The following is a 20,635-nucleotide window of genomic DNA, read 5'->3' on the forward strand; positions in this document are numbered from 1 at the left end:
ATTTTCCGCCTCTGCTTTTTATTTATTGTGGTTTTTTAGAGGAATCAGGCACGGCACATTGACCATCTGCACAAAAGGCATCATCTGCGCCTTCTGGAGACAGGTTCTTCAAAGCCGGAGTCGGATGTTCTTCTTCCCATACTTGTTGGAGAGCTCCTACAAATGTTTCGACTGGCTGTGCACCTGAAATCGCATATTTTTGATTAACAACAAAATATGGAACACCGCTAATGCCATATTGCTGAGCCATTGCTTCATCACTGCGCACTTCATTTGCATATGCGGTTTTATCCGCGAGAATTTGACGTGCTTCTTCTCTATCAAGACCCGCATCTTCTGCAAGAGCAACCAGCGTCTCTTCTTCACCCAAATGTTTTGATTCAGTAAAGTATGCATATAAGAGTTTTTCTGTCATGGCTGCTTCTTTTCCTTGAGCTTTTGCAAATTTAGCTAAGCGGTGAGCGTCAAACGTATTAGTTGGCTTCATATCGTCAAAATTAAAGGATAATCCCACACCAGCTGCCTGCTGTCCAATACCTTCATTTGCTTGTTTTGCTTGTTCAATCGTCATTCCATATTTAGCAGCAAGAGCTTCATTAATCGTTTTACCAGTATTAACTGGGGCATTTGGATCTAGCTCGAAGCTTTTAAATTCAACCTGCACATCATCTTTGTGTGCAAATTGCTGAAGCGCTTGCTCTAATCGACGCTTTCCAATATAACAAAAAGGACAGACAAAATCTGACCAAACTTCTATTTTCATCGTGACACCTCTTCAATTCAAGATAATTCTTATCGTAGCATACCTTTGAAGAATTTCCATCATAACTTGCTCAAACAAAGCAAAAACACGGTGTTGATTTACATACTAAGTGTATTAAATCAACATCATGTTTTTATCTCACTTATTTTAAATTCATTGCTTTTAGAAGAGCATCATGTAAATACGTATTTTCATACACTCCAGTAAATCTTTCTGAGCCGGCACCCATTGCATTTAAAGGAACGTCTGATGACGTATGCTCTTCAGTTGTCCAATCCGCAACGAACTGCTCTTTTGAATGAGCGATTGCAAATGGCCCGTCTTCTTTTGATGCTTCATCTCCACCGTGATCTTTATTGTCTACTTTTTCAAGTGCTAAACCTCCGGTTGCATGGTCAGCTGTTACTAATACGAGAGTGTCTGGGTGTGTTTTAGCATACGCTTTTGCCATCTTCACCGTATCATCAAGCTGCTTACCTGCTTTAATCATAAGTTCAGCATTATTATTATGAGCCATTTCATCAATGCCTTCCTCTTCTACTACAAGAAAGAACCCTTTTTTATTTTGTGATAGTGTATCGATTGCTTTTTTTGTCATGTTTTTTAGAGATACTCGAGGCTTGTACACATCACCTTGGCCTTCAGGAGCTTGTTGAAACATTTCTTCATTAGCAAACAGACCAAGCAATTTTGTCCCTTTAGCATATTTTAATTCATTTTCGTTATTAACGTACGTATACCCAAGTTTTTGTGCTTTGTTTACTAAGTTCCCTTGCGTTCCTTTGCTTCCTTCAGTTTTATCTTCTGGCGGGGCATCTGAATGTGCACCTTCATTTCCTTTTGGGTACCAATAATCTTCTCCGCCACCTAGAATCACATCTACTTTACCATTTTCAAGATACTGCTTCGCGATGTCACTTTGAGCACTTCGATCTTTAACATGTGCGCCAAAAGCAGCTGGAGTTGCGTCTGTTACTTGACTTGTTGTCACAAGCCCTGTCGTCTTCCCAGCTAATTTTGCTTTTTCTAAAACTGTTTGAACAGGCTTTCCTTTCATATTTACGCTGATCGCACCGTTATAGCTTTTAACTCCTGAAGCCATAGCTGTAGCCGCTGCAGCGGAATCCGTAACAAATGAATTTCCTGAAGATGTATGGACTCTCCCTACTGCCGGCATATCATCCATTGCTAATTTCCCGTTTGCTCCTACAGATGCTAATCGAATTGCGTCACGGTGATCAGTACCCATACCGTCTCCAACAAAAAGAATAACATTTTTAGCTTTTTGGTTATTTACGCCTTTAGCTGCTTTAGCATCTGTTGGTGAATTTGTTCCAAATGCCAGCGCTGCTACAGTTACCGCTGATAATACTGCCGCTCCAATTGCACGTTTTTTCATTTTTTACACCCTTTACTGTTTATTATTGACATAACTTAACTGTACACGCAGTCTGTTAAATCCACTTAAATAAAAAGTTAAAGGTGTGTAAATATATATAAACTTCCATTTACAATGCATATAAGAAACTTTCCTTTTAGCTAATCAATACTTGGTGGAACTTCAAGCCAGCCTTTTTTGATCATAATTTCCGTCGCTTCGCTTGCATATTGAAACGCCTCTTCTCCTATCAGCATCATTTTAGCCACAATATCTCTTCGAAAACTAAATGCTGCTCCAAATGCCTGACTTCCAATACTAAAATTACTCAGTAAAATATCGCATGTCAGCATCAAACGATCAGAAAAAGCAGGTGTTTCAGAAGTCGTTATGCTTCCTGTTGAGGCAACAGAAGGTGAAATATCGTCTTGTATAATTATTTCTTCTAGGCGCGTAATAATCTTTTTACTGATCTCTTTTCCTTTCAAAAAATGCTTTTTCACTTCGGCATCTTTCGCCGTTTGAGAAAAAGCCTTCATTAACTTCATCCCGACAATGTTTGTTTCGACTCCATGATAAATCTGCGCTAGCTCCATCGTATTTAATACTCTTTTGTCTGCAAATACATTTAAGCCGCTTAGATATTTTCTATCCGAAACAAACTCAACGGTAGTTGGCATTGGAATATAGGGTGGACGTGATAAAATTCCATTTCTCAATAAGTACTGCGTACAGGAATCGTAGCACTCTTGCGTAATTTTCGTTAAATCTTGATAAAATTTCACCACATCTTCTCTGTAGGCCTTGCCCAAACTTAATGTATACATCCCCATACTAATTTCTTTAATAACACGAAGAACCATAATATCAAATCCGTTAGTAAATAGTTTTGGAGCCTGTATATTTACGTCTTGAGATGAAAGCCCCGTTGGCACTACCGCCCCTTCTTTTTCAAATATTGTTTTTATTTTTCGTATGTATATAATAAGCTGCTCACGCAAGTCCGTCATAATTGTTTTAGCATCTTCATCATCCGCATGTTCAATCATATAATCTAACAAGCAAATAATTAATGTTTTCTGCTGATATGTCATCCACAGCGTTCCAATTTCACTTGAGGTAATACTAGGTTTGTCAGGCACTGTTACTTCCCTCCGCTTCTTCAGCTTTGTTGAGTGCTTTTATCTCTCAAAAGAGAACATACTCATTGTACGTTTACTTATCATTATGCTATCCAAGATTCTTTTTTTTATTTAAACCGCTGACCTATAGCTTTTGGGTAACAAAAAAACAGCTCCGCACTTACAGAACTGTTTTTTATCTTAAGCACGAAACGAGTACTCAACACCTGTTAAGTCCTCAGATACGCTCCATAGTTTTTCCGCTACGTCCGGTTTAAATAAAACGTCTCCCATCATATCTTTTACAGGATATCCTTTTTTAGCATTTTTTCCGTCTGGCCCAATATATGTACCTCCTTCTATTGATTCAGTGGCTGCATAAAGAGTAGGCAGCGCGCCCATTTCTGCAGATTGACTAAATAGCTTGACTAAAAATTTTAACAAGCCGTTTGGTTCTTTACCTGAACCGCGTGATAATAGGTTGGTATTTGAAATACCTGGATGTACAGCGGCACTAATTGTCGTTGATCCGGCTGCTTCTAAGCGGTTTTGCAGTTCTTTAGCAAACAATAGGTTGGCGAGTTTGCTTTGTCTATAAAACTTCATTGGACTGTAGCCTTTTTCCCCGTCGAGATTATCAAAATAGATTTCTCCAGAATTAGCGGCTATACTGCTTACCGTTACAACACGTGAATGTGGAGTTGCCATTAGTAAAGGAAGCAGCAAACCGCTAAGTGCAAAATGCCCTAAATGATTACAGCCAAACTGCAGTTCAAATCCGTCTTTCGTTTTGCTGTGAGGCGGCACCATCACGCCTGCATTATTAATGAGAAGATCCAAAGACGAGTATTGTTGAAGAAATTGATTGGCAAAATGCCGAATAGAGCTCAAGTCGCTGAGATCTAATGACATAATAGTCACTTTAGCATTTTCGTTATCCGCTTTAATTCTCTGTTTAGCTTCTTTCCCTCTTGCTTCATTACGCACAGCAAGAATGATTTCTGCTCCGCGAACTGCTAGAGCCTTTGCAGCTTCAAACCCAATACCGCTGTTTCCTCCCGTTATAAGGGCAGTTTTCCCCGTTACATCGGACATTCGTTCAGCTGTCCATTTTGTTTTCATATAAAGTTCTCCCTTTCAGCTACAGCTGTTTTCTAGAATTTACGCGTCTCAGTCACACTAAATTTACGCTTTCAAAAAATTAAAGTATGTATAAAGTATAATGTCTTCAAAACAAAAGGGACAAGCTTTTTCAAAGCTTGTCCCTTTTATATGTTTATGTGATTCGCGGGAAATCGTAGCGCCCAAACCAATCGTACCTGTTTGTGGATATCCATTTGTATAACGGACTAAACGCTTTTTTCATCAATGGTAAATACAGAAGCACACCGATTGGAAATGTAAGAGGCAAAACAGCTAAAAGCCGTCTGACCGTTTCAAATCCTGCTAGAACTTCCCCATTTTTGGTCACCATATGAATTTGGTCATATAAGTCTCTTCCTTCTTCTTTTAAGTAGCTATACTCAGTTCGTTCAATGTATTGAACTGGAATCCACTGAATTTGGTTCGTCCAGTCCAACGCTTTAATTATTTTTTTCACGTTGTAACATAAAGGACATTCCGCATCAAAAAACACTTTGTGCTTCATTGTTTCCACCTTTCTTCCTTTATTTCTTTTTCCTTAGTTTATAAATACCCTTTTCTCCTTTTTAATAACCACTATTAAGAGGCACTTCTTGTGTAGCCTGGCTTTAAAGCGAACATTTTTTGTAGGATTTCTTTAATGAAACCGTGAAAGAAGACAGAATTTTTTATAAAATATTACTTTTTTGGTTTAAAGCGCTAAAAACATGTTAGAATAGATTTCATATTGATTTGAAGCACTAGATGCTCGCATTTAGTCGCATACTAAAAAGAACTAAATAAATCCAATGATAAAAGGTAAAGGTAATGTCTTCATAAACTTATCATGGAAGTAGGTTTATAAATAACGAAGAAAAAAGGAGGAACAGGTGATTACTTTTATCCATTTCATATAGGCTTTTTTACGTAAGGATGTGTAAACGATGAAAAATAAGTACATGCTGTCAGCTTCAGGTATGTATATTAACTACTTTTTACTTGGCATGGTCAATATCATGCTTGCATCAAATATGTCATTTTTGACAAAACAATTAAATACCGACGGTGCTGGAATCAGCTATATTATTTCTGCTATCGGAATTGGAAAATTGCTTTCATATTCTCTATCAGGCATCTTGTCTGATAAAGTCGGCCGAAAGCCTTTGATTATTATTTCGTCTCTGACGATGGCTATTTTCTTAATTGGTATTCCATTATCACCAAATTATCAAACAGCTTTCATTTTTGCTATTATCGCTGGTATTGCAAACTCTGCTATGGATGCTGGAACGTACCCTGCTTTGATTGAGGTCTTTCCTAAATCTTCAGGCTCAGCCAGTGTTCTTGTAAAAGCATTTATTTCAGCTGGAGCGGCACTTCTTCCGTTTATGATTGCCTTTTTTGCAGATCGTGATTTGTTTTATGGATATGCTTTTTTTCTTCCGGCTCTTATTTATTTACTAAATATGATCTTTATGTTCAAACTGCCTTTTCCCAATCATAAACGCGAACAGAGTACAGTTCAACATGAAAGTGCGGCAGAAAATAAATTCCTCTCTCCTCCTAATATGAAGCAAGAAGGAATTGCTCTTATTGTGATTGGATTTACTTCTACAGCGCTTTTTACGGTAGCTCAAATTTGGCTTCCTACTTATGGCCAACAAGTATTAGGTATGGCTGAAAGCAGCTCGGTTCGTCTTTTAAGCTACTACAGCATCGGAGCGTTAATCTCTGTTTTAGTATTAGCTGTATTATTAAGTAAAGTGCTTCGTCCTGTAACGGTTATTCTCGTTTACCCAATGATTACCCTTATAGCCGTACTTACGCTTCTATTTGTTAAAGTACCTGCTATTGCAATTGCAGCTGCTTTTTTCATGGGGTTTTCTACGGCTGGGGTCTTTCAATTAGCGATTACTGTTATGACTGAGCTTTTCTGGAATAAAAAAGGAACGGTTACTGGAATTGTCGCGACGGCTGCTGGATTAGCTGCTATTTTATTGCCTTTAGCAACAGGGCTCATGTCTAAAACGGGACATATTTCAATTATCTTTATCTTTGATGCCATGCTTTCAGTAGTAGGTATGGCGGCGGCAGCTTTTGTTAATTACCGCTACCGAAAAATTTTAAATAAAAATCGCAGCGAACAAATTCAAGAAACAGCCTCATAAAAAAGAGGCTGGGGCAAAAGTAGTTTAGAGATAATAAAAAAACGAACCATTAATCAATGGTTCGTTTTTTTGTTATGGTGAACGTATGTGTCATTTGTTTAGGTCCTTTTAGCAGTTGATTGGAGAGCAAGGCGAAGACTTGCACGGAAATCAACTGCAGTGTCACAAGCAGTCCAGCTCATGTATACTATTTCTTCGTCTTTAGATTGGATTAATCTAGTAATGCCTCAATCTCTTCTTAACTTTTCAACTCATTTCCTCAGCTGATTTTTGCTTCATAAATAGAAACATCACACCTGAAATAACCGCAAAAACAGCTAAAATGTAAAAAGTAGAAGGCAACGGAATCACGCTAACTAGTGATCCCATAGCTAAGCTGCTGACAACTGCTGAAGTTTGTATAGCTGTCATATATGCCGTCGTGGCTAGTCCAATTTGACGCGGGGCCATTGACTGAGCATACACCATTCCAACTCCCATCGTAGCGGATAGAATAAAAGCATAAAATACTTGAAGCGCAATTAATCCACTAAGCGGTAAATGAAGGCTTGTTAAAACAAAATAAAGCACTTGGCAACAAATTCCAATTATAAAGAATCGTTTAACTCCGACCTTATCAGAAAAATAGCCCCCTAACGGCATAAATACTAGCTCGAAGATAGACGTAACGGTAAAGAGAATCCCTACAGTCGAAACGGATTGCTTTAACGTATCCGTTATGTAGAGCGGCAAATACATAGAACGCCCGGAATCACCGGCAAAAATAAAAAGAGCTGCTACGAATACAGCTATTAATACAGAAGGTATACCAACTGGCGCTTTTAAAGATGCATGAGCTGAAGTTTGAGACATACTGTCTTCTTTAAGCGCAAAAAGAACCCATACTAAAGTTGCTAGCGATAACAACCCTGATAGTAAAAACAAAAGAGTATACCCTCCGTGGTCAATGATTAAAGCTCCAAGCATAGGTCCAAAAATATAGCCTTGTGAAAACGCCATTCGGACAGTACCAGTAATCGTACCTGCCTGCGATTTACTGTCTTCCTTTTTAACAATAAAGTCGTTCAGCAGGGCAAAGAAAAAAGAAAACGCATTAAATCCTCCTATAGCAAGTAAAATGAGTGCTACTGTATAAGAATGCGTAAACGCTAGGGGAACTCTTGAAATGGTTCCAATCAGTAACGCCCAAATAATAAATGGCTTTCGTTTTCCCCATTTGTCTGATAATGAAGCTAAATAAAACGATACGACTAAACCAATAATGCTCATTGGCACAAACAAAAACCCTGCTTGAAACGAAGTGGCATGCAATGTATTTGTTGCCCAAACCGTTAAATAAGGCATAAAGCCGCCAACAGACAATCCGATAATAAATAATGAAATAAAAATTGTTCGAAAATCCCGGTCTGTAAATACAATCTTTATGCCCGATCCAAATGAATTTTCTGCTTTCGACATGAACTTATTTCAACCCTTTCTATTTAGCTGTCAAATGTTCAATTTCCGCAAAAAAATGCACCTTTCTTCAAGAAACTGCAGAAGAAAGGTGTGTAAATGAAGATTATTTTCCAATTTGTACAGCAATTTTTTCTTTTTGTTCTTCCTTGTTGATCAGCTCTTTGAATTTAGTTAAAAGAGGTGCTTTTAATTCTTCATCTTTTAACGCAAAAGCAAGGGTCGTAAAAATAAAATCTAATTTTTCCCCTGCATCATAACGTTCGCCTTCGAATTCGTAAGCATAAATAGAACGGTCTATATTCATACGCTGAATAGCATCCGTTAGCTGAATTTCCCCGCCTTTTCCAACTTCCTGCGTTTCAAGATAATCAAAAATGTCAGGTGTAAAGACATAGCGTCCAATAATCCCTAAATTAGAAGGAGCTTCTTCGACTGATGGTTTTTCTACAAAACCTTTCACTTCGTATAATCGGTTTTTATTTACTTTTGGATCTATAATCCCGTAACGGTGAACGGATTCTTCCTCTACGCGCTGTACGCCGATAACCGACGATCCCGTTTGGTTATACTGGTCAATCAGCTGTTTTAAACAAGGCTGGTCTGGATCTGTTAAGTCATCTCCCAATAAAACTGCAAACGGTTCGTTTCCAATAAACTGTCGAGCGCAGTTAATCGCGTGGCCAAGGCCCTTCATTTCTTTTTGACGAACGTAATGAATATTCGCTAGTTCAGAGATATGCTCCATTTCTTCTAATAGTTCGGTCTTTCCTTTTTGATCAAGCAAGTGTTCTAGTTGAATATTGTGATCAAAATGATTTTCAATTGCTTGCTTCCCGTTTCCTGTAACAATTAAAATATCTTCGATTCCTGATTTTAAGGCTTCTTCTACAATAAATTGAATTACGGGCTTATTTACAATTGGAAGCATTTCTTTTGGAATAGATTTTGTAACGGGTAAAAAACGAGTACCTAACCCTGCTGCTGGTATAACTGCTTTTTTTATAGTCTTCATATTATTTACTCCTCTCTGTTAGTTATCTAGCTGCCTTACATCTACTACGCTTTGACAGGCACCACATTGAGAATTTCTTTCACTCCTTGCTTGTATCCTCCCGCTGAGCGAAGTGATTCTCCAATTTGTTGTGCATGCTGTTTATATGTGGGAGTAGTTAAAACGTCGTTAACTGTATTTTTGATTAGCTGAGCAGATACATTATTTTTATCTAATTTTACACCTGCTCCTAACTCCTGCACGCGATCGCCAACCATAAATTGATCCACTGCCATTGGAATAACGACAAGCGGCGTATCGTAGTATAAACCTTCACTACTGCTGTTCATTCCGCCGTGAGTAATAAATAAATCCGCACGTTTTAAAATTTCTAGCTGCGGTACGTATTGTTTCACAATGAAGTTTTCTGGAATGTGTGCTAATTCTTCAGGTTTTGTATTTTTACCAATAGATAAAATAACTTTACCCTTAAAATCTTTTAATGCTTCTATACATAAGTTATAGATTTCTAGCTGCTGATTAAAAATAGTTCCCATAGAAACAAAAATAAGCTTTTCATTTTCATTTTGTAAGTAAGAAGGATCTTCAATATCTAGTCGTTTAACAATTGAAGGACCAATAAACTTGTACTCATTCGTAAATTCAGATACGTGTGGCTGAAAGAATTCTGACGTAAATACTAACGTAATATCCCCTGGATTTGACATAATGTCCATGGAATCTTTTAACTCAGTATTATATCGATTGTTGAACTTATTTAATGATTTTTCGAATTGAGGATAAAAGGAAGATTGGTCAGGTTCTGTTTGACCACTTGGCATCATACAAGTTGCTAACTCCTTATTTAACGCAAACGTCGTACAAAGAGAAACCTTTGGAAGCTGAAGAAGGTCGGCCACAGCGGAACCTGCTAAAAGGTGATAATCGTAAAGTACATAATCATATGTTTCATGTTTCGTTTCACTCATAATTTTAGTAATAATATTTTCAGATTCATTTAAAAATAAGTTCATTATTTCATAGCGGTCATAAGACTCTTCTTTAGTCATTCGGTTACTCATATCAAGACTTGGACGAAAATCTTCGTATTCACGAAATGTCGCTCCTGATTTTTTAATTTTTTCAGCATAGTCTTCAATGCCATAATAGACAACCTTCACCCCTTGAGCCATCAATTCTTTTACAATTCCTAACGAAGGGTTCACATGTCCTTCACCTGGAAAGCCTATCACTAATACATTTCCCATAACATCCATTCCTTTCACTTTGTTAATAATTAAATTACTTAATTGTTCATTTAGTAAATTTATTGTATAGAAACTGAATTTACTATAAATTATCTTTATCGTAAAGTCATTAAGCGTTTTCAACTAAAAAAAGGTTAAATAGGCTCATTTTGGAATATGGTTATAAATTAACTCAAGAAAAACAAATATTGTAAAATTTATCTTGTTTGTAAATAGATGTATGCGCTTCATTATGATGCAAATAAAAAACACACCTCACTAAATCAAGCAAGAGGTGTGTTTTTTATTTAAAAGTTGTATAACTCCCATATATCTGAGGTTTCTGAACCAATATACCAAGCTGCCGCCCCACCTAAATGATAGTCATTAATTAATTTAACCCGGCGCTGCATAGATGCTTTGTCTTCGAGCCATATTTGATGCTTCGTACCATTTTCCGTGTATTCTACATAGTACTGTAAGGCTTGGCTATCCCATTTTTTAGCTAACTTTTTAGAAGAGATAACAGCTTCGGCTTCTTTCATCGTTAAGTCTTTTGTGACAACTTTTTTGGTCGATAGGTCCGTTTTCCATTCTCGCGTATAAAAAGGAACTCCCAGAAGGATTTTGTGTGCAGGTACATCTTTCATAAGAAGTTGTATGCCTTCTTTTACCCAAGGCAGTGAAGCAACAGATCCTGGAACCTGACTTCCTCCCCAGTGTTCTTCATATCCCATCATAATGACATAGTCTGCCACTTGACCAATCTGTTTTCTATCAAAGCTTCTCGACCAAAAAGGATCATTATTTTCTCTTGTTACGTCTACTGAAATAGTCATACCATGAGGTTTTAACGCTGCTTTTAATTCTTTAATAAATAAAACAAAATCCTGTTTGTTTTTGATATTAATGTTTTCAAAGTCAACATTGATCCCATCGCTGTTTGTTTTTACTAGCGAACTTTCTATTGATGATACAAGCTTTTTCCGCTTTGCTTTATTGCTTAGCACATCACTTGTAAGTACATCATCAAAATTGTTACCAATAAGCGGCCAGACTTTTTTGCCGTTTTTATGAGCCGTTTGAACATATGATTCATTTATAGAAGATGAAACAACTTTGTCATTCGACGTTAGCGTAAACCAACGAGGTGAAACAACGTCTAAATTCTTTTGCTTCATCGATTCTGTATAGCCTGCTGTTTTCTCATTAAAGCTCCAACCCATAACTACGGGCTGATGCTTCTTTTGCGCTAAATCAGATTTTTTGATCCAGCCCTTTTTCCCTTCCAAAAGCTGTACTTGTACATAGTAATCAGGAATAATAAGCGTTTGTCCGGGCTTAATATTTGTTGAGGATAGCTGATTTAACTTTGTTAATTCATTTGCTTTTACACCGTACTTTACGGAGACTTTCCAAAGCGTATCTCCTGATACTACTTTATGTAACAAGCCTTTTGGTGGTATTTTCAGCGTTTGCCCTGGAATCAGCTCCGTCTTTTTTAGCTGATTTTGTTTTATTAGATCACTGACTGTTACACCGTATTGCTTAGCTAGTAGCCATAGTGTATTTCCCGGCACTACCGTATGAGTAGTAACTTGAGCTGCATCTCCAGCTTCAGATGAAATGACAGGAAATTCTTCTCCTTTTTTCACTGTTTGCATAACAGAAGAATGTAAGGAAGGAGAACGATATACGTTTACGTTGTCACCTTTGACAGTGCCCACTGAAGAAGCAGCGGCTCCTTTACTCATCGGGGCTAATCCTCCACTGAAAAGACAGAGAACGATCAGGCTCATACATATTTTCTTCATTTTATAATTTCGTCTCCCCACTTTTTGACATCACCTGTCTAGTTTACTACTCCTATAAGATAGAATCCTAGAGGTACATTGTGGTAAAGAAACGTCTGGGTATACGTGAAATTCAAATAAAAAAGCTTACCGTCCGATGACGATAAGCTTTCGTTTCTTATGCATTTCCCACTACATTTTGATCCTTAATATCCATATCAATTGTATTAGCGGTACTGGCACTGCTTGTAATATTCATAAAATTCCCTGTGTTCCCGCTGCCAGAACCGACTGTTGTAAAAGCTGTACTCTTTGGCTTAATAGCCAGACAATCACCAAACTCCACTGAAGATGAAACCAATACATTTGAGATATTTACGGCTCCTACTACCGATGGCATCTGCCTCTCCTCCTGTTCATTATCTATCTGCTATATGATATGAGCAGAAGGCCAAAAAGTAGCTTTTTAATTTTATTAAGGATCAATTCGTTTATACCTTGATTCTGCAAACATATATACTCCGTATGCCATAAGCCCGATTGATACGATAGCCAGCAGTACAGACCCAAAAGGACGCTGTGCTACTTCAGCAAGGGCTCCATCTAACCCTTTCGTTTCGTCTGGATCCGCTTGAAGAGCCGTGCGAATAAGAAAGAAACCAATAATGCCAAAGACGATACTTCGAGCAATAATACCTGCTTTTCCAACATGCCCGCTCCATCGCCACTCTTCCTTTGACATTTCGTTTTTCTTTAGTTTTTTTAGGAAGCGTCCTGAAAGAGCCCAATATACTTGTCCAATCCCAAAGATAATAACGCCGATACCTGTAAGCGCAATGATGGTTTGCCCAAAGGGATAAGATAACAACTTGGCTGATACCGTTTGATAATGCTTACCTGACGTATGAACGTGAGCATGAAGCAAAATTTTTACCGAACTCACACAAAGACTAATATAAAACGTCGCTACAACTAAATAGCCCAAACGAGTGAAAACGCCTTTTACCCCATGCCCAACGTGGTGAGGATCAAAAATAGCAGAAATGATTTGCCAAAACGCATATCCACTTAAACCTACTGCCAAAACAATTAAAATTAAAAATCCAAACGGCTGCTTTGCAATTGTGTGTAGGGCTCCTTGAGAAGTAACTAAATCGCCTTTTAATCCGAAAGCTGTTTGAATCGCTAATATACCGATGATAAAATAGACCACACCTTGAGCCACATGACCAAACCGTGAAAAACGCACGACAAATGGCTTAGTACGTTCTTTTAAGCGATGTAACTTTCGACCAAACGTATCTTTTTTAACAAATGGAGATTTACCCATACGTTTCCTCCTGCTTTTTGAAAACAAACTTTATTTTATAAAACACCTGAAAATAAGCGTGCAAATGACTCTTTCGAACGTTCTACTAAGCTTCGCTTGTAAAATGCTACTGGTTTGATCAAATGACTGTCTTCAATATCTTCTTCGTAATTTTTGATGAGCGTTTGAATCGTCTCTCCTTCAATTAAAAATGCATTAACTTCAAAGTTCAGATGAAAACTTCTCATATCCATATTTGCAGTACCGACCGAAGCCATATCTCCGTCTATAATCACAATTTTTTGATGCAAAAACCCTTTTCTATACGAATATACTTCAATTCCACATCGAAGAAGTTCAGCAAAATATGACCTCGTTCCATATTGAGTCAGAAAGCCATCATTAATTTCTGGTACCATAATCCGTACCTCTACACCTTTTCTAGCCGCAATACGAAGGGCGGTTCTTATGGCTTCATTTGGAACGAAATAAGGAGTTGAAATCCAGATTGATTTCGTCGCGCTTGTAATCATAGTATAGTAATAATCACTCATATTTTCCTGCGTATCCGGCCCTGTCGCCACCACTTGCACAAAGCCTTCTCCTTCAACAGGATGAGGCTTTGTATACGCTTCATTGTTAATTAAGCATTCTCCAGAAACGTATTCCCAATCGAACATAAAGATCGAATGCAAGGTTTGAACGGATTCTCCTTTTAGCATCAGATGAGTATCTCTCCAAAAACCAATTTTTTTGTTTTTTCCTAAATACTCATCCCCAACATTCAATCCCCCTACAAAACCTACTTCCCCGTCAATTACGACTATTTTACGGTGGTTTCGAAAGTTAAATTTTTGATTGAAAAATCCATACTTAATAGGTAAGAAAGGATGCACTTTAATATTCGCTTTTTTCATTCGTTTAATATCTGAACCCGATAGTGTAAAACTTCCCATTGTATCGAATGTAAAGCGCACTTCTATACCTTCGCTTGCTTTTTTTATTAAAATATCAATGATTTCTTTTCCTAGAGAATCTGAGTGAAACATATAGTATTCCATATGAATAAACTGTTTTGCTGATTGCAAATGCTTTTTGATTTCATTAAACGTTTCTTGCCCGTTCTTAAGGACGTAGGTTTTTGTATGAACATTCATCTTCGTCAAAGATACACATTGAAGATACTGAGCAAAGTAACGCTGATGAGATTGAAGCGTCGATAAATCAGGCGTCGTTTCTTTATCTGCCATCTTTCTAAGCATCTCTCGGTTATGCATACGCTTTTTTTTGAACATATGCCCCTTTAAATAGAGCTGTCCTGAATACAAATAAAAGAAAAAACCTGCAACAGGGAAGAAAAAGAGGACATACATCCAAACCAACGTACTTTCAGGCGTTCGATTTTCAAGCATAAGTGAATACATACAAATGAAAATGATGACCCCATATAATCCAACTAAGGCATACTTCCAATGAACATCAATAGAGGTAAAAAAGAAAGCATAGATTGAAAGTAAAATAATAAATAAAAAAATAAAGTCCAACCGGCGTTTTTTCATAAAAGCTCTCCTAAAAACAAACTGTATTGTATCACTTGTCTATCTTTCATATGAGGTAGTATATGGAATACACAGAATTCTTATCATGCACGCCACATAAAATGTACATATATTTGCACAAAAAGCAGTTTAGCCGCTTAAGCAACTAAACTGAACTACCTCAGACAAGCATCATTTATATACCTATACCCTGGATGGTAAAACAAAAAACCTCCCTATAACGGAGGTTTTTCAATAATTTTTCACACATAACCTGTTTGTTATCTTGTGTAACTGGACTCTTTGTCTTTTTTAGGCCAAATGAAATTAGAAAGAGATAATAAGAAATCAATTCCTACAATAACTGTCCACAATTCCACTATATTTTGTAATACGCCGGTTTTTTCGTTTGGTACTATATACATCATCGCCGCTAAAAGAGCTGCTCCAATAGCGTAAGCAACAACATGCTGTATCCATGACTTAAAATAATGCTTTGCATATTCTTTTCCGTAGCGCCTACGAGGTTTTTCACCGCTTTTCATCACATAATATTGAAAGCGTTCGTCTGCCCATTGAATCATACTTTTTCCAAAAGCAATCGAAATTCCAATATACACGGCTGCAATAGCGTGAGCATAAGTCGCTTTAGCACCTCCGTAAAGGTCTACGCTCGTCACAATCAGAAGAAAAAAATCAACAACGGGTGTTAGAGCTAAAATAAAAAAACTGAGCTTTTGTTTCTTAAACATATACCTTGTTGCTAATCCTAAAATGATGACTATCCAAAAAGCGATTTCACATGCAATAATCATCCAGGCTATTAAATTCAAATAATCCCCTCTCTTCCTCTCGTTCAACGAATAGACAATAGGTTTTAAATAAAAAATTTTATGCATAAGTTTATTTTTATGTATATACATCCTGCTTCATAACCCTAAGGCTTATTCCATCCTCAGCTGAGTTCTAACATTCATTGAACCGTATTTGCTAGGCGGATCTTTTAAATCGATATCTATAATACTCCCAGCTCATTCCTGCCGCGACTCCAATCGAATAGGCTAGTATATCGCTCCATAAGAAGCCATACCCCAGAATGAGCCCTCCTAACGCAGTCTTTCTTATGTCATCAATCCACGGAGCGTGATACAGCTGTGTAAATTCAATGAAGTAACAGAACACTATAGCAAACATACCAATTATTTTTGTTCTCCATGTAGGAAACAAAAAACCCGCGCTGACAAAAATCATTAAGGCCCATAACGAATCTCCCGCATATATATTTACGATGTGAGGAAGATACGCAGTAAGCTTTCTTGATAAAAGGCCTGCTCCTATGATAATAATAGCTAGAAGCAAATATACCCATCTATTTCTTTTATTCATTTCAAACTCCTTTTTCTCCTTAAATGCTCCGTAACAATAAGCCTTCACTGTATAATTTTATCAGAACCGCAGACTGTTAAATACCGCTTTTTTTCATTTTTTACAGCTTCCCCCTACGTATATATGACAAGTGTCATAGTTTCTATATGACACGTATGTCTTAAATAGTCAGAAAAATCCCTTTATACTGAGGATAATATACGGTGATGAAAGGAATTTCATATGACTATACAAAAACAAAAGAATTTACGAAAACAAGTTGCACCTTTTGAAAAAGCAGTAATGAAAGACAGCATAAGACAATTGATTAATACTTTTTTACCTTTTTTCACACTATGGTTTCTCGCTTATGAGAGCCTTTCAATTTCTTATTTTTTAGCATTTCCGCTAACTGTTATCGCAGCAGGGTTTTTAGTAAGAATATTCATTATTTTTCATGACTGTTGTCACTACTCTTTCTTTAAGAGTAGACAACACAATAAAATTCTCGGAACAATTACCGGTGTCTTAACGATGTTTCCTTACAGTCAATGGGGACATAGCCATGCAATTCACCATGCAACAAGCAGCAACTTAGATAAAAGAGGTACGGGTGACATTTGGGTGTTAACCGTAACAGAATATAAAGAAGCTTCTATTTGGAAAAAAATCGCTTACCGTATCTATCGCAACCCGTTCGTTATGTTCGGTGTGGGACCTATATATGTATTTTTGATTACAAACCGATTCAATCGAAAAAATGCGAAGAAAAAAGAGAGAATGAACACGTATCTTACAAATGTATTGATTGTTGCATTAGCAGCAGCGACCTGCTGGTTGGTAGGTTGGCAGGCGTTTGTATTAATTCAAGGACCGATTTTCTTCATTTCAGGTTCAATTGGAATTTGGCTGTTTTATGTACAGCATCAATTTGAAGATTCTTATTTTGAAGAAGATGAGCACTGGGATTATGTAAAAGCAGCCGTTGAAGGAAGTTCATTTTACAAGCTTCCAAAACTATTGCAATGGCTAACAGGCAATATCGGGTTTCACCACGTACATCATTTAAGCCCAAGAGTGCCCAACTATAAGCTTGAAGCTGTTCATCAACACACACAGCCTCTTCAAAATGTACCAACCATTACACTCGCAACAAGCCTTCGCTCTCTTCGATTCCGTTTATGGGATGAAGAAAACAAAATGTTTGTGAGCTTTAAAGAAATTAAAAAACGTTCAGCTGCACCAAAAGCAAGCAGAATTTCATCTCAAACAAAAGCAGAACTTTAATAAAACAGTCAAGCTTTCAAAAGCTTGACTGTTTTATCTATCCGCCTAAACTTATTTCATTCTACTTTGTGGTAAACTAATAGTGTATTTTAACAAGCAAATGAGGTTCTTTATGAAAAAATATACGTTTTTCCAAAAAATCACTGGGCTATCTCCTTACATATGGACGGTATTTGCCATTTTACCATTTTATTTTATCTTACAGTCTTCATCCATGAATCACATTATTCTTGGCTCTTTACTCACCATCTTATTTTTTATTTTCTATCGTTTTGCATTTGTTTCAACAGACAAGTCCGTTTACGTATGGACGGCTTTATTAATCGTCATTTCCTTAGCCCTAACAACCATTTTTAATTATATTTACTTTGCCTTTTACTTCGCTTTTTTTATCGCTTATTTTATTGGAAATATTCAAAAACGGCTCGCTTTCTTCACTTTGTATGCTGTTCATTTGATCAGCACCGTTATTTCGGTAAACTTTAACGTTGTTATGCAAGAAGAGATCTTTTTAAAACAGCTGCCTTTCATTTTTGTAATTTCCATCAGTGTGATTGTACTGCCATTTAGCATTTATAACCGGAAGAAGCGAGACCGGCTGGAAGAACAGCTGGAAGATGCAAATAAACGTATTTCTGAGTTTGTAAAACAGGAAGAGCGCCAGCGTATAGCTCGCGACCTGCACGATACGTTAGGACAAAAGCTGTCTCTTATCGGTCTAAAAAGTGATTTAGCAAGAAAACTTATTGCAAAAGATCCTGAAAAAGCAAAATCAGAATTAAAAGATGTCCAGCAAACAGCGCGCACGGCTCTTAATGAAGTGAGAAAAATGGTTTCTCAAATGCGTGGAATCCGCCTTAGTGAAGAACTAAAACGCGTTCAAGAGCTTTTAGAAGCTGCCGAAATTACGTTTGTAGGAGAAGAGGACATTTCATTAGAGAATGTGTCTTTGCTAATTGAAAATATTCTTAGCATGTGCTTAAAAGAAGCAGTAACCAATGTGGTCAAACATAGTCAAGCCACCGTTTGCACGATTACTTTACATCAGTCTGCAAAAGAAGTAGGCATAACGGTAGAAGACAATGGGGTGGGTATTAATACGAAAAAAACCTGCTGGGAAGGAAACGGTCTTTTAGGAATGAAAGAGCGGCTGGAGTTTGTAAACGGCCATCTTGATATCTCCAGTCAAGGGGGGACGATTATTCATATTACAGTTCCAAACATCGTCAAACATATTAAGGAGGAACAATTATGATTCGAATTGTCATTGCCGAAGATCAGCAAATGATGTTAGGGGCTTTAGGCTCTTTGTTAAATTTAGAAGATGACATGGAAGTTGTCGGAAAAGCTTCCAATGGGGAACAAGCGGTATCACTTGCTAAGCAGCATGAGCCAGATATATGCGTAATGGATATCGAGATGCCTCTTAAAACTGGACTTGAAGCTGCAGAGGAACTGAAAGATTTAAACTGCAAAGTCATCATTTTGACAACGTTCGCTCGCTCCGGCTATTTTCAAAGAGCTTTGAAAGCAGGCGTGAGTGGATACTTGCTAAAGGATAGTCCAAGTGAAGAACTCGCAAATTCAATTCGAAGCGTGATGGCAGGCAGGCGCCTCTATGCTCCAGAATTAGTGGATGACTTATATAGTGAATCTACCAGTCCTCTTACAGCAAGAGAGAAAGAAGTATTAGCTCTAGTAGCTGATGGAAAAAACACAAAAGAAATTGCTGATGAACTATCTATTAAGACTGGAACAGTGCGCAACTATATTTCTACCATTCTGGACAAACTCGAAGTAAAGAACCGCATTGAAGCCATTACTCGCTTTAAGGAAAAAGGCTGGTTTAAATGAAAAAAGCATGCATCAAACCGCGATGCATGCTTTTTAATCATTTGGCAATTTATCGTACCCTAATTTGTCGATGATCACGACATGCTCGGGGAATTCATCAAGCAGCTGCTGTTTTGTGAATAATTCAAAGTCACGGAAATCAAAACCTGGTGCGACCATGCATCCAACGAGAGAAAACGTATTCTCATTTGCCACAGAGGAACCAAAAATCGTATCTCTTGGAACTAAAAATTGAGGAACTTCTCCATTTTCTAAGTTTGTACCTAGTTTTACTTCTTGATAGGTTCCATCGCGGTAGATAATATGAATTGTTAAAGGACTTCCCCCATGATAGTACCATAATTCATCTGATTGCAGTCGGTGGAAATGCGATACATCTTGAGACCTTAGTAAAAAGTAAATACTCGTATATAGAAATCGTTTATCATCAAACTGCGATGACACTTCTTTATCAGAAATTTCATCATTGGAGCGATAGGTTTGTTTATAAAACCCTCCTTCTGGATGAGGCTGCAGCTCAAGCTTTGAAATCCAATATTCCCACTTATGTAAATCCATTACGTTCCTTCCCTTCCTTTTTCTTTTATCATTAACTACATCATAGTAAATCATTCTTTCTAACACAACAAACGGCTTCATTATTCCATGAGGAAAAATGAAGCCGCTTACCACTGGTATCTTATCATTACATCCTACCCTTTCTGTTAGCACGGCTATATCTATACCTGCTAGTAGAATGGCAGCGATGAAATAAATATGTCATATACAAATCTAACTGAAATCGATTCCCCTCAATGAAACACTGAAACGGCTCTTCTCTACCTTGATAAATCCCCACAGATGAACGCTGCTTAAACGGGACAATATTCATCTCTTTTCCCCCTCAGAAAGATGTACTTTTTAGTGTAAATGCTGATGACAAACGTAATATTTTTTGATAAAAGTGAGGGCTGCGTGTGCATCTTGAATGCCAAGCTTTTTACAAACGCCAGCTAACATTAGCAGTTTGTACATAACCAGCTTTTGATTATTTGTAGCCAGTACGTAATAAACAATCGTATTAGCAACTGCCCGCGGTAAGCTTATTTTTTTCAACTCATATAACGCAGCAGACGAAGACATGCCTGCTTCGTTTAAAATCTGCTCGGTTGTGTACGTCTCCAAATAACGAGCAAGCTTTCTTTCTTTATTGTTAAATATACCTTTAGAATCGTTCATTTTCTCTCCCTCTGTTATTTTAA

The 20,635-nt window shown here is 37.4% G+C and carries 20 protein-coding genes; 4 read left to right on the forward strand and 16 right to left on the reverse strand.

Features of this window, described 5'->3' with window-relative positions:
- Positions 1-22: 22 nt before the first annotated feature.
- The 5 genes from SB717_RS01620 to SB717_RS01640 all read right to left on the reverse strand — a co-directional run bounded on the left by SB717_RS01620 (position 23) and on the right by SB717_RS01640 (position 4,910).
- The gene (locus SB717_RS01620) at positions 23-763 is read right to left on the reverse strand and encodes a DsbA family oxidoreductase (RefSeq protein WP_410903080.1); all 741 of its coding nucleotides are present in this window, start codon (positions 761-763) and stop codon (positions 23-25) included.
- Between the two features lie 142 nt (positions 764-905).
- A complete protein-coding gene (locus SB717_RS01625; protein WP_410903081.1) occupies positions 906-2,162 on the reverse strand; it encodes an alkaline phosphatase in 1,257 nt (418 codons plus the stop codon).
- 140 nt (positions 2,163-2,302) lie between these two features.
- A complete protein-coding gene (locus tag SB717_RS01630; RefSeq protein ID WP_074678240.1) occupies positions 2,303-3,283 on the reverse strand; it encodes a DUF3231 family protein in 981 nt (326 codons plus the stop codon).
- Positions 3,284-3,463: 180 nt separating this feature from the next.
- Complete coding sequence (locus SB717_RS01635) at positions 3,464-4,384, reverse strand: oxidoreductase (protein ID WP_410903082.1); 921 nt, start codon at positions 4,382-4,384, stop codon at positions 3,464-3,466.
- Between the two features lie 154 nt (positions 4,385-4,538).
- Entirely contained in the window at positions 4,539-4,910 is a 372-nt protein-coding gene (locus SB717_RS01640) for a thiol-disulfide oxidoreductase DCC family protein (RefSeq protein WP_074678244.1), read from the reverse strand.
- Between the two features lie 418 nt (positions 4,911-5,328).
- Here SB717_RS01640 and SB717_RS01645 point away from each other — a divergent pair, with 418 nt between their 5' ends.
- Entirely contained in the window at positions 5,329-6,552 is a 1,224-nt protein-coding gene (locus SB717_RS01645) for an MFS transporter (RefSeq protein ID WP_074678246.1), read from the forward strand.
- A 246-nt stretch (positions 6,553-6,798) separates the two neighbouring features.
- Here SB717_RS01645 and SB717_RS01650 read toward each other — a convergent pair whose 3' ends face one another.
- From SB717_RS01650 to SB717_RS01690, 9 genes are all read right to left on the reverse strand, one after another.
- Entirely contained in the window at positions 6,799-8,010 is a 1,212-nt protein-coding gene (locus SB717_RS01650) for an MFS transporter (RefSeq protein ID WP_410903083.1), read from the reverse strand.
- Between the two features lie 103 nt (positions 8,011-8,113).
- Complete coding sequence (galU, locus tag SB717_RS01655; RefSeq protein WP_410903084.1) at positions 8,114-9,022, reverse strand: UTP--glucose-1-phosphate uridylyltransferase GalU; 909 nt, start codon at positions 9,020-9,022, stop codon at positions 8,114-8,116.
- 44 nt (positions 9,023-9,066) lie between these two features.
- Positions 9,067-10,269: a macrolide family glycosyltransferase gene (locus SB717_RS01660; RefSeq protein ID WP_098621421.1), complete on the reverse strand. Its 1,203-nt coding sequence runs from the start codon at positions 10,267-10,269 to the stop codon at positions 9,067-9,069.
- Between the two features lie 287 nt (positions 10,270-10,556).
- Complete coding sequence (locus SB717_RS01665; RefSeq protein WP_074678254.1) at positions 10,557-12,002, reverse strand: glycosyl hydrolase family 18 protein; 1,446 nt, start codon at positions 12,000-12,002, stop codon at positions 10,557-10,559.
- Positions 12,003-12,219: 217 nt separating this feature from the next.
- Positions 12,220-12,441 (reverse strand): spore germination protein, encoded by a 222-nt coding sequence (locus tag SB717_RS01670; RefSeq protein WP_045294391.1) that lies wholly within the window; start codon positions 12,439-12,441, stop codon positions 12,220-12,222.
- A gap of 75 nt (positions 12,442-12,516) precedes the next feature.
- Positions 12,517-13,371 carry a DUF1206 domain-containing protein gene (locus SB717_RS01675; RefSeq protein WP_410903085.1) on the reverse strand — a complete coding sequence of 285 codons (855 nt, stop codon included), beginning with the start codon at positions 13,369-13,371 and terminating at the stop codon, positions 12,517-12,519.
- 35 nt (positions 13,372-13,406) lie between these two features.
- Positions 13,407-14,909: a cardiolipin synthase gene (gene cls, locus SB717_RS01680; protein ID WP_144645265.1), complete on the reverse strand. Its 1,503-nt coding sequence runs from the start codon at positions 14,907-14,909 to the stop codon at positions 13,407-13,409.
- A 260-nt stretch (positions 14,910-15,169) separates the two neighbouring features.
- Positions 15,170-15,721, reverse strand: coding sequence for a hypothetical protein (locus SB717_RS01685; RefSeq protein ID WP_098621424.1), 552 nt, complete (start codon positions 15,719-15,721; stop codon positions 15,170-15,172).
- Positions 15,722-15,878: 157 nt separating this feature from the next.
- Positions 15,879-16,274: a ribosomal maturation YjgA family protein gene (locus SB717_RS01690; protein WP_410903086.1), complete on the reverse strand. Its 396-nt coding sequence runs from the start codon at positions 16,272-16,274 to the stop codon at positions 15,879-15,881.
- 222 nt (positions 16,275-16,496) lie between these two features.
- On the opposite strand from SB717_RS01690, the gene desA reads away from it, so the two are divergent.
- The 3 genes from desA to SB717_RS01705 all read left to right on the forward strand — a co-directional run bounded on the left by desA (position 16,497) and on the right by SB717_RS01705 (position 19,394).
- Entirely contained in the window at positions 16,497-17,540 is a 1,044-nt protein-coding gene (gene desA / locus SB717_RS01695) for a Delta(5) desaturase DesA (RefSeq protein WP_028414002.1), read from the forward strand.
- A gap of 112 nt (positions 17,541-17,652) precedes the next feature.
- Complete coding sequence (locus SB717_RS01700) at positions 17,653-18,795, forward strand: sensor histidine kinase (RefSeq protein ID WP_410903087.1); 1,143 nt, start codon at positions 17,653-17,655, stop codon at positions 18,793-18,795.
- On the forward strand, positions 18,792-19,394 hold the full coding sequence (locus SB717_RS01705; protein WP_410903088.1) for a response regulator: 603 nt from the start codon (positions 18,792-18,794) through the stop codon (positions 19,392-19,394). The genes SB717_RS01700 and SB717_RS01705 overlap by 4 nt, the downstream gene beginning before the upstream one ends.
- Positions 19,395-19,427: 33 nt before the next feature.
- Here SB717_RS01705 and SB717_RS01710 read toward each other — a convergent pair whose 3' ends face one another.
- Together SB717_RS01710 and SB717_RS01715 are read right to left on the reverse strand one after the other, a co-directional pair.
- Positions 19,428-19,952: a cupin domain-containing protein gene (locus SB717_RS01710; protein ID WP_013056196.1), complete on the reverse strand. Its 525-nt coding sequence runs from the start codon at positions 19,950-19,952 to the stop codon at positions 19,428-19,430.
- Positions 19,953-20,294: 342 nt separating this feature from the next.
- The gene (locus SB717_RS01715) at positions 20,295-20,612 is read right to left on the reverse strand and encodes a hypothetical protein (RefSeq protein ID WP_098621427.1); all 318 of its coding nucleotides are present in this window, start codon (positions 20,610-20,612) and stop codon (positions 20,295-20,297) included.
- Between the last annotated feature and the right edge of the window lie 23 nt (positions 20,613-20,635).

It is taken from the genome of Priestia sp. SIMBA_032 (genome assembly GCF_046535215.1).
Taxonomy (GTDB): Bacteria; Bacillota; Bacilli; order Bacillales; family Bacillaceae_H; genus Priestia; species Priestia aryabhattai.

Coding starts and splice junctions, on each gene's coding strand:
- SB717_RS01645 (WP_074678246.1), top strand. CDS start 5,329: ATGAAAAATAAGTACATGCTGTCAGCTTCAGGTATGTATATTAACTAC.
- cls (WP_144645265.1), bottom strand. CDS start 14,909: ATGAAAAAACGCCGGTTGGACTTTATTTTTTTATTTATTATTTTACTT.
- SB717_RS01670 (WP_045294391.1), bottom strand. CDS start 12,441: ATGCCATCGGTAGTAGGAGCCGTAAATATCTCAAATGTATTGGTTTCA.
- SB717_RS01620 (WP_410903080.1), bottom strand. CDS start 763: ATGAAAATAGAAGTTTGGTCAGATTTTGTCTGTCCTTTTTGTTATATT.
- SB717_RS01715 (WP_098621427.1), bottom strand. CDS start 20,612: ATGAACGATTCTAAAGGTATATTTAACAATAAAGAAAGAAAGCTTGCT.
- SB717_RS01710 (WP_013056196.1), bottom strand. CDS start 19,952: ATGGATTTACATAAGTGGGAATATTGGATTTCAAAGCTTGAGCTGCAG.
- SB717_RS01700 (WP_410903087.1), top strand. CDS start 17,653: ATGAAAAAATATACGTTTTTCCAAAAAATCACTGGGCTATCTCCTTAC.
- SB717_RS01690 (WP_410903086.1), bottom strand. CDS start 16,274: ATGAATAAAAGAAATAGATGGGTATATTTGCTTCTAGCTATTATTATC.
- SB717_RS01705 (WP_410903088.1), top strand. CDS start 18,792: ATGATTCGAATTGTCATTGCCGAAGATCAGCAAATGATGTTAGGGGCT.
- galU (WP_410903084.1), bottom strand. CDS start 9,022: ATGAAGACTATAAAAAAAGCAGTTATACCAGCAGCAGGGTTAGGTACT.
- SB717_RS01675 (WP_410903085.1), bottom strand. CDS start 13,371: ATGGGTAAATCTCCATTTGTTAAAAAAGATACGTTTGGTCGAAAGTTA.
- desA (WP_028414002.1), top strand. CDS start 16,497: ATGACTATACAAAAACAAAAGAATTTACGAAAACAAGTTGCACCTTTT.
- SB717_RS01625 (WP_410903081.1), bottom strand. CDS start 2,162: ATGAAAAAACGTGCAATTGGAGCGGCAGTATTATCAGCGGTAACTGTA.
- SB717_RS01660 (WP_098621421.1), bottom strand. CDS start 10,269: ATGGGAAATGTATTAGTGATAGGCTTTCCAGGTGAAGGACATGTGAAC.
- SB717_RS01650 (WP_410903083.1), bottom strand. CDS start 8,010: ATGTCGAAAGCAGAAAATTCATTTGGATCGGGCATAAAGATTGTATTT.
- SB717_RS01640 (WP_074678244.1), bottom strand. CDS start 4,910: ATGAAGCACAAAGTGTTTTTTGATGCGGAATGTCCTTTATGTTACAAC.
- SB717_RS01665 (WP_074678254.1), bottom strand. CDS start 12,002: ATGAGTAAAGGAGCCGCTGCTTCTTCAGTGGGCACTGTCAAAGGTGAC.
- SB717_RS01635 (WP_410903082.1), bottom strand. CDS start 4,384: ATGAAAACAAAATGGACAGCTGAACGAATGTCCGATGTAACGGGGAAA.